Source organism: Nostoc sp. UIC 10630, from assembly GCF_010747425.1.
GTDB lineage: Bacteria > Cyanobacteriota > Cyanobacteriia > Cyanobacteriales > Nostocaceae > Nostoc.
This window is the reverse complement of the sequence record NZ_JAAGOG010000034.1, coordinates 18,241-31,520: the sequence shown is the minus strand read 5'-3', so window position 1 is coordinate 31,520 and position 13,280 is coordinate 18,241. Positions and strand designations below refer to the sequence as shown.

11 protein-coding genes are annotated in these 13,280 nt (G+C 41.8%); 4 read left to right on the top strand and 7 right to left on the bottom strand.

What is annotated here, in order from left to right:
- Nucleotides 1-12: 12 nt before the first annotated feature.
- Nucleotides 13-564 (top strand): hypothetical protein, encoded by a 552-nt coding sequence (locus G1O98_RS11315; protein ID WP_243458404.1) that lies wholly within the window; start codon nt 13-15, stop codon nt 562-564.
- Between the two features lie 142 nt (nt 565-706).
- On the opposite strand, the gene G1O98_RS11310 is transcribed toward G1O98_RS11315, so the two are convergent.
- Nucleotides 707-1,885, bottom strand: a complete 1,179-nt coding sequence (locus G1O98_RS11310; protein ID WP_175586631.1) for an extracellular solute-binding protein — start codon at nt 1,883-1,885, stop codon at nt 707-709.
- A 356-nt stretch (nt 1,886-2,241) separates the two neighbouring features.
- Between G1O98_RS11310 and G1O98_RS11305 the strand changes: the two genes are divergently transcribed.
- Nucleotides 2,242-2,610 carry a hypothetical protein gene (locus G1O98_RS11305; RefSeq protein WP_163928905.1) on the top strand — a complete coding sequence of 123 codons (369 nt, stop codon included), beginning with the start codon at nt 2,242-2,244 and terminating at the stop codon, nt 2,608-2,610.
- Nucleotides 2,611-2,890: 280 nt separating this feature from the next.
- Here G1O98_RS11305 and cobT read toward each other — a convergent pair whose 3' ends face one another.
- From cobT to G1O98_RS11290, 3 genes are all read right to left on the bottom strand, one after another.
- Complete coding sequence (gene cobT, locus G1O98_RS11300; protein ID WP_163928904.1) at nt 2,891-4,063, bottom strand: nicotinate mononucleotide-dependent phosphoribosyltransferase CobT; 1,173 nt, start codon at nt 4,061-4,063, stop codon at nt 2,891-2,893.
- 63 nt (nt 4,064-4,126) lie between these two features.
- Nucleotides 4,127-4,867, bottom strand: coding sequence for a DUF2232 domain-containing protein (locus G1O98_RS11295; protein ID WP_163928903.1), 741 nt, complete (start codon nt 4,865-4,867; stop codon nt 4,127-4,129).
- A 13-nt stretch (nt 4,868-4,880) separates the two neighbouring features.
- Nucleotides 4,881-5,582, bottom strand: a complete 702-nt coding sequence (locus G1O98_RS11290) for a Crp/Fnr family transcriptional regulator (protein WP_012409873.1) — start codon at nt 5,580-5,582, stop codon at nt 4,881-4,883.
- Nucleotides 5,583-6,301: 719 nt separating this feature from the next.
- On the opposite strand from G1O98_RS11290, the gene G1O98_RS11285 reads away from it, so the two are divergent.
- Together G1O98_RS11285 and G1O98_RS11280 are read left to right on the top strand one after the other, a co-directional pair.
- A complete protein-coding gene (locus G1O98_RS11285) occupies nt 6,302-10,324 on the top strand; it encodes a hypothetical protein (protein WP_163928902.1) in 4,023 nt (1,340 codons plus the stop codon).
- Nucleotides 10,325-10,768: 444 nt separating this feature from the next.
- On the top strand, nt 10,769-11,422 hold the full coding sequence (locus G1O98_RS11280) for a sugar transferase (RefSeq protein WP_193867245.1): 654 nt from the start codon (nt 10,769-10,771) through the stop codon (nt 11,420-11,422).
- Between the two features lie 81 nt (nt 11,423-11,503).
- Here G1O98_RS11280 and G1O98_RS11275 read toward each other — a convergent pair whose 3' ends face one another.
- The 3 genes from G1O98_RS11275 to G1O98_RS39865 all read right to left on the bottom strand — a co-directional run bounded on the left by G1O98_RS11275 (nt 11,504) and on the right by G1O98_RS39865 (nt 13,189).
- Nucleotides 11,504-12,340 (bottom strand): carbohydrate ABC transporter permease, encoded by an 837-nt coding sequence (locus tag G1O98_RS11275; protein ID WP_163928901.1) that lies wholly within the window; start codon nt 12,338-12,340, stop codon nt 11,504-11,506.
- A 161-nt stretch (nt 12,341-12,501) separates the two neighbouring features.
- Complete coding sequence (locus tag G1O98_RS39870; protein ID WP_228057981.1) at nt 12,502-12,705, bottom strand: hypothetical protein; 204 nt, start codon at nt 12,703-12,705, stop codon at nt 12,502-12,504.
- Between the two features lie 286 nt (nt 12,706-12,991).
- Nucleotides 12,992-13,189, bottom strand: a complete 198-nt coding sequence (locus G1O98_RS39865; protein ID WP_228057982.1) for a hypothetical protein — start codon at nt 13,187-13,189, stop codon at nt 12,992-12,994.
- Between the last annotated feature and the right edge of the window lie 91 nt (nt 13,190-13,280).

Below are 13,280 nucleotides of genomic sequence, written 5' to 3'. Positions count from 1 at the left end.
TTAGTATCAGCTATGCATATACCTAAATTGTGCGATGCCTGCGGCGGGCTGCGCCAACGCCAAACATCATTTTCATTACTACTAACCATTGCCCTCACCACTTTACTAATCCCGTCGCCCTCGCTAGCGCAAACCCGCCTGATACCGTCGCCTTCGAGTGCGCCTTTAGAACTAGATTTATTGACCAAGCCAAAAGACTATGTAATCACAGCTAACACAATTCATCCACAAGGATTAACTGTTCCGAGTTTATGGTGGGCACAACAAAACTCTGAGAGAAAGCTATTAGATAATTGGATAGCATATCCAGCTTCTGGCAAAGAACCTGCACGAGTAGACTTGATCGTGAATCAGCAAATTTGGAGCTTACTAGAGTATATAGAGCGCTACGACTTCGTAAATCGCTTGGGTAGCGCTGCACGTAACTTTGGTTACAATGTCCGGGTATTTAACTATCAAAAGGAACCCTTAGCAACTTACACTTGCAACTTTAGTACAAGTCCAGCTTTATGCAGTATCCAAACAACTGTTAAGAACAAGATAGGCTTACAGCGTTCACTCTAGACAATTAGATAGTGGGGAGTGGGGAGATGAGGCAATATGGTTGGGATAAGCAGGTGAGGCAGGGGGTAGGGGAGCAGAGAATGAGGGATGAGGGAGCGGAAGAGAATAATTAATAACCAATGCCCCAATGCCCCATGACCAATTAAACCTTCATTTTGGCGAACAAAGACTCGTATTGTTTTATTGCAGATGGCGGTAAGGGAAGTAAAAATTCACTTTTATCCAAAACTTCGCGTAGGCGTAGCCCGTCGTAGACATCGCTCTGTAACAAACTCCGTAATGGTTCTTGGATGTCGGAAGCGGCAATATTTGTAGAAATTGGCGAATTACTTTTAGTCAGCACCGAAATTTGTTTAGCTGTACTTGGTTGCCAACAAAAATCAATCCATTGATCTGATAAAGTACCCTTATCAATACCTGCGGGACGCACCCACAAGTCCGCCCACATTGCTGTTCCTGACTGGGGTATAACTGCGCCAAGTTGCGGATAACGTCCCAGAACTTGCAGTACATCGCTTGACCAACCAACCGCTAGCCAGGTGTCTCCCATAATTAAAGGTTCTAAGTAGTTATTGGAACTGTAGAACTTCACCTGTTGGTTTAATGTCTGTAATTCTTTTTCCAAGTTTGGTACTTGGTCAAGATTCTCTGTATTGTAAGATTTGCCTAGCTTCTTTAAGACCAGACCAATAACTTCTCGTGGTTGATTAAGTAGGGAAATGCGCTGCTGCATTCCATCTCGCCACAAATCACTCCAATCTTTGGGTGTCCATCCGAATTCTCGCAACTTGTCACGGTTATAAACAATCACCGTGGTACCCCACCGATAAGGCGCGCCCCACACTTTCCCTTGAGTATCCAAGTTACCTTGGTCGTCGCGTGTTACTAATTTTTTCCACTTTTCATCTAAAGCAGACCATTGCTTTAATTGGTTTCCCTGTAACTCTTGGAGTGGTTGAATCAGTTTCTGCTCAATCGCTGCTTTTAGCCAGTAATCTCCCAATGTCACGAGGTCTGCATCAGCCGTTTTTTGACCCTGCCTAAAGGGTATAAAGCGACTCCATCCTTGTTCATCGGTGGCTTTTGGTTTTTTCTGCCAATTTTGTAATTGCTGAAATAAATCCTCTATCTGCTCGACTGGGGCAAACTTTAACTGCACCTGTTGCTGCAAACCTTTGTGGAACTGATTCACCACCTGACCAGGTATAGAACCTTTTAATAACTGTACTTTTAGTTGCGTCTGCCTGTTTCCACCACAGCCAAAAAGCAGTTGTGAAAGTGCCAGTGTGCTTGTACCGAGCAAAAAAGACCGTCGATCCATTGATTTTGGATTTAAGATTTTTGATTATACCTAATATTAAGCAGAGATTCACCAGAGGCTGACTAGGTGAAAAAGCGGAGTTGGAAAATTATTGGAGTTTTCTGTGGTTAATACCGATAATTTGGAATATTTGACTCAAAATAGCAACTTTATCAGCAAATTACTTCCTAAAAGTGAATTTATCTCCATAAATTTCATTAGTGGTACTTGTAGTCAAACTTTACCTACATTTAGAAATAATGATTTAAATGTCACATTTGCACCAAAAATTATCAATACTTAAATAATCCAGAAGTATCGTTAAGGTTGGGAGTAAATTGAATAACATATAGAAAATGTACGGATAAAGGTATTAAATGGAGCTATTACAGCAACAGATCCTGACTTTAAGCGAAAAACTGGATGCCCTCTGTCAAGTAATTGAGCAACTTGATGCTAAAGTCACTCAAACTTTCTCAGAGTGTTCTACAGCAAATACACAAGTAAAGGATAATTATCAGGAAAATGGTGCGGCTGGAGGCTATCAGCTCAGACGTGTCAGTTTAAACCCAGAAATGGAACACAAGGATGTATTAACAGATGGTATTTATCTAGATATGCATCGTCAAAGCGGAGATAATATAACACCAGAAATTCAAATACAACGACTAACAGCGCAGTTAACAGCAGCATACAATCGCATTGCTGCCTTGGAAGAACAATTACTTAGAGAAAGAATTCATTAAATTTAACCTAAGTTCAACGAATTAAAAATGCCTGGAGGTATGGAAGGCAAGCCTTTAGGCTCAATATCAAGTGATGGTTTTGTGGGCATATATTTAAGTATAAGCAACTAATCCAACTATCAAATTGATGAAAAGCAAAACACACTATTACGTAAATATATGTAATAGTGTGATGTGTACGATAATAAGCTTTTAGTGCATTCCTCACTATGAAACAAATGGAAGTTTTTAAGAAAGCGCAGAGGGATGCAAAGTCCCGACAAATTTAATTCCCTATAAATTAATGAAATGCTGTACCTAACCGTTCAAGCTGAGATTCAATAGCTGCTAAAAGTTGGTCTTGCTGCCAATTTTGGCCAAGATGGGCGGCTATGCAAGCTGCCCCAGCACCCATACCTTCTTTCACAAAGCCCTGCTCATAAGCTCTCAGTTGAGGATAACGAGAATCAGCAAAGCTGAGATCAGTTGCTAATAGGGGAGGGGTTCTTCCACTCGGAGTCAAGTTGCCTTTTTCTAAGCTGAGGGCTAAGTCAACTGTAGCGCCAGTAGGATCTTCTGCTACCCAACGAGTTGTGCCTATAACTACTGCTTCTGGTTGCCATGATAAGGCGTAAGCTTGAGCGATCGCACTCATCAGAGCATAAACCGCCAGCATTTGCGTCCCACCGGCAAGCATTACACCACAACTACGACTAGCTGCGATCGCCATCCCAGCTACCACCACCTGCATGGGATCGCCCACAGCAGCGACGATTTTTAGCGGATCTATGGAAGTCATGATTTGAGATTGAAATATCTCATCCTGCCCCCTGCTCCCTGCTTTCTCTAACCCTGCTTGCACTAGTGCCCACTTTTGCCCGTGGTTACAAATAGGGTGGCTACTGTTAACTTTTCCGGCAGCATCTATGCCCAAGGCAGTTAAGATTGCCAGGGCAGTTGTAGTACCTCCGACGACGCACTCACCAAAAATCACATAACTCTGTTGCATATTGGCAGCAAGGCGTTCTCCCCAAAGTAGCCCTTGTTTAAACAAGTGGTGTACTGTTGTAATTTCCATAGCAGCGCCTCCACTTAAACACTTAGCAGAAGCGCCACCCAAGTCAATTAATGGCACAGCCGGAGGGTGGGGTAAACCAGCATTAAACAAATGAACTGGTATCTTTAGCGACTCAAAAACAGCGCGAGAAATCAGCACAGGTGAAGCCCCAGCCGCTAATGGTGGTAGGGGATGTTGGGGCTTATGTTCTGGGCCGTAATACAAAAACTCAGCATCTGCACAAGCGGTATATTTCCGATCCTCTGGAGTTCGACCGGCTGCGGAAATCCCTGGAATTAAACCAGTTTCAGTAAATCCTAAAACACATCCAAATACGGGCAGACAACCACGATATCGTCGCAGCCATTCTTCACCTTGTTCTTTTTGGGTATAAATACGAATTTGGGAATTGGGCATTGGGAATTAGTTAGGACTAATTATTTAACCAAGGACAAATGACTAATGACTAATGACTAATAACTATCCCTCATAATCCATGAGGACTTGTACCCAGCGTGGTGGACGGGGAATGGGATTGCCTAGACGGTCAAAAAGAAACCATGCTGCGAGGTGTACCACAAAAAGGTAGATAAAGTTGTTGAGTAAAATTAGAGCGATTGCTCCCACTTGAATCAAAAACACGCTGGGACTCGCCAATAAACTCAGCTTTAAAAATACCCACTCAATGAACTCAGTCACTTGGGTAATCACATAAATCCACAGGTCTTCACCCGACAAAACAGACAGCAACCACAGTCTAAAAAAGACCCCCAAAGTACCCAGCAGCGTACCCAAGGTGATAGAAACAATCCAGGGAACACGACGACGATACCATGTCGCTCCCAAAAGCACGCCCATAAACCCGTAGGGCATGACAAACAGCAAACTACGGGCTGGCCCCATCAGTACAGTCAGCAGTAACCCAGAAGTGAGTGCTGCCATCCATGCCGCACGCTTGCCCCAACGCAGATAAACTAGAGCGATGGGAACCGGAAAAAATATCCGTAAAACTGGGCCCAAGGGAAAATAGAAATTAATAAACCAAATTAAGCTAGCAGTACTGGCTAAAAATGCCGTTTCTACCATCCTCAACGGCGCATCAGCCTTGAGTTGAGGAGGCATTAACTGTTGTTCTTTGTCTAACCAATGATTGTGGGGAGTTGAAGATTCAGTTGATGGTTCTTCCTCCGGTTCATCTGGCAGAGAATCTAAAATACTCATATTTGACAAGTTCTTAAACTATCATTCTTTCCAAGGCTGACAAATCGGGAATACAAATAGTGTCTTGATCCCGTTTAATCAAGCCTTTTTTTTCTAGCCTTGTCAATACTCGTGTCACAGTTTCCCGTGCCAGTCCACTCAAACTACTCAATTCTCGATGAGGTAAATTGGGGATTTCGGTTCCTGTTTGCCCTTTTTTTCCCTGTCCTTCTGCCAAAAATAGCAACGTATCTGCCACTCGTGACTGGCTATCAGATTCCCGCAGACGCAATCGGCGATTGACTTGCCGCAAACGTCGTGCCATTAATTGCGCTAATCGAACTCCAGCCAAGGGTTCTATCTGAAGTAACTTGACAAAATCCTGAGCAGGCATACTGCCAATTACTGTTGGAGCTAAGGTAATCACATCTGTGGAGCGAGGAACTTCATCTAGCGCTGCCATTTCACCAAATAATTCCCCTTTACCAAGAATATTTAGCGTTACCTCTTTTCCTTCCAGATTGTAGGTGCGGATTTTGACCCATCCGTCCATAATAAAATACACAGAACCACCCCAGTCATTTTCTAGCAGAATTACCTGATTGGCAGGGTGAGTGCGGGTAACAAGATGGATAAGGGCTGATTCCACAGCAGGTTCTGGCAACCCTTGAAAAAAGGGAGCGGAGGTGATCATCCAGGGATTAGCCTGTGCTTGCAAGCTATATCGGTCTTCCATTACGACATTTTTATTGAAGCTGCTATGTACACACAACAAACAAGAGCGCCATTTCTAGCCTTAGTCATCAAAGCACAGCTCCCTTTAAGAGAGAAAACTAAACTATGCTACATAAGAATACGACAAGAACCTTTTTCTAAAATAATCATTTACCTATAAGTTTAAACGGGGTAAAAGTTTTGCAAAAAGTAGTTTATAGCCGGCAGTTGTATTGCTCAAGCGCTAGCTGCACTGCAAACTTGATTAGATGAACTACCACACACCAACCGCTAGGCGGTGTGGTCAGGGCTTCTCAATTAATCACGAATAGCCAAGAGAACATCATAGTCCTATTGTCTTGCATTCCCTCCAAGGGCGGGAGTCATGATTCTCAAGACTCAAATAAATCTTTTTTTTGCGACGTGTACTTATGAGCTTGATTTTCGCTTACGGCATTGATATCAAGATGTACTATTATACCAGAAAAAGAGTTTGTTTCCCCATGTCCATTTTCAAAAATGGGCAACTAATCAGCGGCAAAACAAAGCTTCTTAAACAAACGCTGACTGAAGATTGCCACGACTCCCAGTAATCCATAACATAATGACAGTCACAAGTCCCAATAGAAGCTTTTGCCACTCAAAACTTCTCAGATGGGAGCTTACTTCCTCGCAGAGGTATGGTGACTGTAAATTAATTGTCACATTAGTTGATATACGTTTTTAGGTAAGGTAATAAAAGTGACTTCCAGTGCAGATGAAATTCAAAAGCTGATCGCAGACATTGACAACTTACTTGCCAGTGGTGGCAAGCGCTTGTCTAGATTTCTGTCTGGTCAGGGGCAGGAACCTAAAGAAGTTTTAGAACGAATTCGCAACTTCTTGGTAAGGCTCCAAGAAAAAGAAGCATTAGAGAGCGATATCCCAAATAATTCTTCCGAAGAACCGCGTTCGCCTTTATTAACAAAATTTGTTGAGCGAGGTTATAACCAGTATCCCCTACCGCCGCTCGAATCCAATCAGGAACAGAGTCCTGTTGCAGCCGGACAATTAAAAAGTGAATTTTCGAGCTTGATCCAGCCATTGCGATCGGAATTAGAAGGGCTATTGCAAGAGCGAGCCACTCTCATACAAGAAATTAGGCAACTAGAGCAAAGGCGATTGCAAAACTACTCCTTAGCGCAACAGTTGACAAACCAAGATCAAATGATTACCGAGTTTTTACAGGTACTCATGAATCGGCTGGTGCCAACTGTAACGCCACTGTTAGCACAACCAGGGGAAAATTCTGCCATTTCTTCAGAAGCAACTAATCACGCTACCTCTGTAACTCAACCTTTATTAGAATCAGTAGACCGTGTAGAGCAGTTAACCCAGCTAGCGAGGGAGTTGGATCAACGCCTATTATCACTAGATGGCACTGTGAATGTAGTCTTTGAGGCACTACAGCGCAATATTAATACTTATTACGAATCACTGTCGCAAGCACTGGCAAGAATGCATAGCAAGGGAATGCAAGGCGAACAGTTGATGGCCAGCTTTCTCAACAATTTGACCCAGCATTTACAGCAACAATCCCCTATTTCACCGCCATCTTTGCTGAGGGTAGAATCTGATATATCACCATCATTGCCTGAACCAACCGAGATTGCCGCTGAAGCTGCATCTCAACCCCTAGAGGCAATCCTGCCAGAAACTTCATCTCCACTCACAATCAATTCTGAGCAACAGGATACTACCCTCACAGAGGATCTAGATGCAGTGCTGTTGCAGCTTGGTATAGACTCGTCTCAATCTTCCGAAAATCTGACCGAATTATCGCAAAATATTTCTGCATTAGTTGGTGATGAAGTAGACCAACTTTACGCCAGTTTATTTAGTACTGGTGATGTTGATAACCCAAGCCTTGATGTATTGACAAATGACTTATCTGCTTCCACAGCCTCCCAATCAACGTTGACAATCGCTGAGAGTCCATCTGTCCCTCAAAACGTTGATTCTGCGGTTGTGACACCAGATACAGGTATTTCAGCTCAAGAGTCTTTAGTAGAAGCCACAAATTTATTATCAGAGCCACAGGAAGAACTATTTTTTGCAGAGGATACTGAGCTAGATTCGCCTCTGAGCTTTTCTACACCACAAACAGACAGTTTCCCCACGCAACTCGACACTCAGCCAGCTAGTGTTGATACAATTAATACGCTAACTGATCTATTGACTGGTGCAGGTAGTGAGCAGGAATTGCTGGAAGTATCATCCTTTATGGAGGATGGCACAAGTACAGCACCAGTTACTCCGAAAGCAGCAGAAATTGCTTTGGCATACCCCTACGGGGAAGCAAGCTACGCGCAGCCTCTCGTAGAGAAGCCCACCGAAGGTATCGCTCCACCGGAAATATTGAGCAACAATGATCCGCCAGACCCTTTTTTAGATAGCTACATTGCTGCTTCACCACAAGAAAACTTGCTTTCTGTTGAGTTAAACCAGACTCCAGTTGTACCTGATATTTCTTTAGATGAAGAACAGTTGCAGCAATTAGATCGAGATTTGGCTAATTTTGATCAGCAGTTAAATTCTAATTCGCAACCAGCTACCAATTTGGATATTGTCTCGGAACTAATTGATAAAACTCAAGACACAATTCCTACAACTTACCCTGAGCCGCAAACAGAAAATACCTCAACTGCGAATTTATCAAGTTTGACAGTTCCCCAGGTAGAAACTGAAGAAAAAAAAGAAATCACAACTCCCATTCAAGACAGTTTTGTATCTTCAATTTCCAACCCCATCAATAATCCAGAAGTTTCGCCCAATGTTCTAGAACCAGTTTGGTATTTAGGAATTGATTTAGGTACAACCGGAATTTCTGCCGCATTATTAAATCGCTCGACTTTTGTTGTACATCCTATCTACTGGTCAGCAGAAAATCCGCCGGGAACAAGTTCCTTCCAGGAATCATTTCGTTTGCCAACAGAGGTTTATCTTCCTACAGCTTCGATACCCCAGGGTGAAAGTGTAAATATAGAAGTCAATGAGCAGACAGCACCTGCGGCTGTTGCTCAAGATAAAGCACCTGACCACTCGGCTCCTCCGACAACACGTAAATCAACAGCAGATTCGACAACAAATAACCTCTACTCGGCACAGTTGAAGCCCTATTTACAAGTAGCCATTCCCTATAAGAAGGAACGGCAAAAATGGGAACCTGTTTTACAATTAAATGAATTTTCAGCAGGGCCTTTAATTTGGGTTGTGCGATCGCTCTCTAAACTACTATTAACTCTCAAATCCGAAAAAACTTGTACTACCCCTAGTTTAATGGCTGCTGCTGTTGGGATCAGCGAACAAGATTTCCCGCAGATTATCAATAATATTGCTGGTGTGATTTGCACCTGTCCATCTAGCTGGTCGGAACAATACCGCTTTAATGTGCGGGAAGCTTTACTTACCAGTAAACTCATCCAACATCCGCAGCAAGTCTTTTTTATCGAAGAAGCGATCGCTAGTTTACTCCCAGAACTCGATGCTGCTAACGGTGAGCAAGTAAAATTAAGCCAACGTCAAGGTTCTCACCCGGCAAAAACTAGCGAGCATCCGATTGTTGGTAACACTCTGGTAATCAACATTGGGACAACTGCCACAGAAATGTTGCTAGTTGATGTCCCAGAAAGCTTACCGCAATTGACATACAATGATTTTATGCTCCATAGTTTTGCTTATGCTGGCAAGGGAATTGAACAAGATATTATTTGCCAGTTGCTATTACCACCTAAATCTCGGCAATCACGCCTAGAAACAAAAAGCGATCGCAAAACTACTAGCAGTAATCCTTGGCAATGGCAACCGTCAATTCCCGGTTTAGACCAAATGCGCTGGCAAAGTTTGGGCTTGGAAGAATTAGAACTACCGAGAGTCGGAGAACCAGATATTACCGCGCGGATTCGTCTTCAGCAGCGTCTAGAAAGTTCTCTACTGGGACAGGCGGTATTAGATGCGGCACTAGCTCTAAAGCTGATTTTGCAGCACCAAGAATCTTTTACCCTAGAATTAGCCGATCAGCAGTGGATTTTGCAGCGACGAGACTTAGAAAGCCAGGTATTTATCCCCTTTGTGCGCCGCCTGAACCGAGAACTCAACAAATTATTGGTAGCTCGTGGTATCCCGACAGAATCTATTAATCAAGCTATCCTGACTGGTGGTGTGGCTTGTGTTGGGACAGTAAACCGTTGGTTAAGGCAGAAACTTCCCAGCACCAAGATTATTCAAGATTTATATCTCGGCGAAAATGGCGCTCCTAATTGCAGTCGGGTTGCTTATGGTTTAGCGATGCTGCCTTTACATCCCCAGATATTAGATATACCCAGACAACAGTACACTGATTATTTCTTATTTACAGAATTGCTGCGGCTGCTACCAGATCGACCCTTATCTTTCGGTGAAGTTATCCAGTTATTTGAGAGTCGCGGGATCAATACCCGCACTTGTCAGCAACGCCTGCTGGCTTTTTTGGAAGGTGAACTCCCTTCAGGATTGATACCTTCAGTTATAGATTCAACTTGGTTAACCCAGAGTTCACAAGAAAATCCTGACTATCAGGCGATCGCCACAGCACCACTTTTTGAAAAACAAGGGAGCCTCACCTATCGTCCCAATTCTCAACAACTGTTGCATTTGCGTCGCTATCTAGATGCTATCAAGGCTAGTAACCAGCAATCAGTAGAGGAACCATATACAGTGAATTTCGCCTTAGAGGTTCATTATTGAGACTAGTACATACCCCTAGAAATAAGGATACTATTCAAAATTCAAAATGCTTATAACTATTAAATCTGAGCTTACTCCAGAACAACGGGATATTGTCTCAAGCCTGGGCAAGCCTGATTTTGTGTAGTTTCATAAAGCGTTATTATGTCATAAGCATTTTGAATTTTGCAAAGTCCTACTAGTACTTAAGTATGGAAAGTTTTTTGATGTGTAACATTAACAATAGCTGTTTTAATTTGATGCATAGAAATACTGTAAATTTACAATCTCTGACTTCAATTGGAAGATTCTGTAAACTTTGGGTTTTCGGTTTTTATATTGTTTAAAATTTGTGTATATTAACACTCGGTGGTAAAGACAAGAGTAGTAAAAATTGTCTATCAATCATCTCCACGTCTACACCACTAATGCCAAAATTCGTATTATAAAATTAAGTTAGACCTTGTGAATAATCTTTCTCTTTATTCAGTTAATTGTTCGCAACAGCCTTTACACCCTTCAACTTTAAGCGTAAGAAAACGGTTAATTGACATTGTTGGAGCCATTGTAGGGCTAATAATCACGTTTCTGGTAGCAATCCCTGTAGCGATTGCTACCTTTATTTATGAGCCAAGTCCAATATTTTATTCTCAAATTCGCTGTGGTTTGAATGGAAAAACTTTTCGCATCTGGAAATTCCGCTCCATGATCGTAGATGCTGATCAAGTCAAGCATTTGGTTAAAAATCAAGCTAAAGGTCACATCTTTAAATCTGTTGATGATCCTCGCATTACTCCTATAGGTAAATTTTTGCGGCGTACCAGTTTAGATGAATTTCCCCAATTTTGGAATGTTTTGGTAGGGGACATGAGTTTAGTTGGGACTCGTCCACCCACTCCTGATGAAGTCAGCAATTACGACCCACATCACTGGGAGAGATTACGAGTCAAACCAGGCATTACCGGAGAATGGCAAGCTAATGGTCGTTCGAGTATTACAGACTTTGAAACCATCGTCAAAATGGATATAGATTATCAACGCAAGTGGTCTGTAAGTTATGACCTGAGTCTGATTATTAAAACTATCTCGGTAGTATTGAAAAAAACTGGTGCTTATTGAATTTGTCATTAGTCATTAGTCATTAGTCATTAGTCATTTTTCATTAGTTTTTCTCAGTGTTCCCTTATCTCCATTTCTTATTCAACCCTTAACACCGCTACCCGTTTCTGTGGGTACAATGTAACGTTGTAAAAATAAAAATAGTAATAATACTGGAGCGATCGCAATTACTGAGCCAGCAGCTACTAACCGCCAGTCAAGAGAAAATGTCCCTGCTAGCTTTGCGACTCCCAAAGGAAGAGTATATAAATTTTCGTCTTGGATGACAATTAAAGGCCACAAAAAGTCACTCCAAGCACCAATGAATACGAAAATAGCTAAAGTTACTAATGCTGGGCGAACTGCTGGTAACATCACATGCCACCACAAACCTAACTCCGAACTGCCATCCATTCGGGCGGCTTCTTCTATCTCTTTGGGGACACTCATGAAAGCTTGGCGCAACAGAAAAATGCCAAAGGCAGAAGCTAAACTCGGAAAAATCATCCCTAAATAACTATTTCTCAAACCCAACTGGACTGTCAAAATATAGAGGGGAATCATCACGATTTGGAAAGGAATCATAATCGTCGAGACAATCGCCACAAAAATCCAGTCTCGCCCCACAAATGACAATCTTGCCAAGGGATAGGCAGCTAAAGCGCAAAACAGTAGATTTAAGCCAACCGTTAGCACTGATACCAAAGTGCTGTTATACAGGTATTGCCCAAAAGGTAGAGAGTTCCACACACTAAAGAAATTATCTAGTGTCGGTGACGCTGGCAATAGCTGTGGCGGCGACTGTAAGATATTTTCCGTTGGCGATTTTAAGGCTGTGCTAATTAGCCACAGTAAAGGAAAGAGCATCACCAGTGCGATCGCTCCCAATAGCGCATACATTAACAGATTTTGCGATCGTGATTTTTTCCAGTTCAGCATTTGATTAATAATTTTCTGAGTCTTGTAAATATTTCTTACAATTTTGTTGATAACCCTACAACTTGCTTTATTTATTTTTTACTTGCTCAAATATTTGGTGGATGTTCACCCATTTTCACCCACATTTTCCGCACACGAGTCAATTGCAGACGATTCATTTTTCAACTAGAAATTGTTGCTTTCCCAATGATTGTAAGCCCTACAATTTCTGTAGTATCTTCACTCCAAGTAAAATGGTCTGTCCACAATTGCTGTTGCGGATTAAATAATTTAACCTCATTCTGAGTGTTAGGGTCAATTGCTGTTTGACGAGTTGCTTTATAACGATTACAACAAGGGTAAGCCAAGCAAAGATTTTCAAACACAGTTTTTCCGCCAGATTATAAGGGAATGATATGCTCAAATTCAAAAGTAGTGACTGTTAAAGCTTCAGCAGTGCAACAGTAAGCACACAAATTAGCAAAATGGCTGCGAATTTTATTTTTTAATTCAACAGGAATATAAGCACTCACGCTACTTTCTGTTTATTTTGAAAAAAGTGTAATGTATATCTAGCTCTAGTTTTAATAATATTTAATTGGTCAACTTGAGCCAATAATCTGTCTAAAATCTCAGTTTCTTCATCTGACAAATGATTTTCAGAATTCTTAACTAGCAACTCTTGTAATTGTATCTGGGATTTGGTAAATAAAGAGCTATCCGCAAAGCTTGCAATTCATCTAGGCTTAAACCAATCAATAATTCGGAATCTATAGATATATTAGCTAGCTGTTGGTAAGTTTCTAAATCTAACAGTACTCCAACTTTATTTCCCTGTGCGTTAGTGACATATTGAACTGAATCAGACATGGCTTTACTTGATAATTTGATTATTTTTATCGTAACTTATTATCAAAAATGTGGTTAAAGCGATTCAAGATACCGGACTTCTTTAACAAGT

Bases quoted from the DNA above. Each gene is read 5' to 3' on its own strand.
- G1O98_RS11295 (WP_163928903.1), bottom strand. From the start codon at position 4,867: ATGAGTATTTTAGATTCTCTGCCAGATGAACCGGAGGAAGAACCATCA.
- G1O98_RS11275 (WP_163928901.1), bottom strand. From the start codon at position 12,340: ATGCTGAACTGGAAAAAATCACGATCGCAAAATCTGTTAATGTATGCG.
- G1O98_RS39865 (WP_228057982.1), bottom strand. From the start codon at position 13,189: ATGTCTGATTCAGTTCAATATGTCACTAACGCACAGGGAAATAAAGTT.
- G1O98_RS11310 (WP_175586631.1), bottom strand. From the start codon at position 1,885: ATGGATCGACGGTCTTTTTTGCTCGGTACAAGCACACTGGCACTTTCA.
- G1O98_RS11315 (WP_243458404.1), top strand. From the start codon at position 13: ATGCATATACCTAAATTGTGCGATGCCTGCGGCGGGCTGCGCCAACGC.
- G1O98_RS11290 (WP_012409873.1), bottom strand. From the start codon at position 5,582: ATGGAAGACCGATATAGCTTGCAAGCACAGGCTAATCCCTGGATGATC.
- G1O98_RS11305 (WP_163928905.1), top strand. From the start codon at position 2,242: ATGGAGCTATTACAGCAACAGATCCTGACTTTAAGCGAAAAACTGGAT.
- cobT (WP_163928904.1), bottom strand. From the start codon at position 4,063: ATGCCCAATTCCCAAATTCGTATTTATACCCAAAAAGAACAAGGTGAA.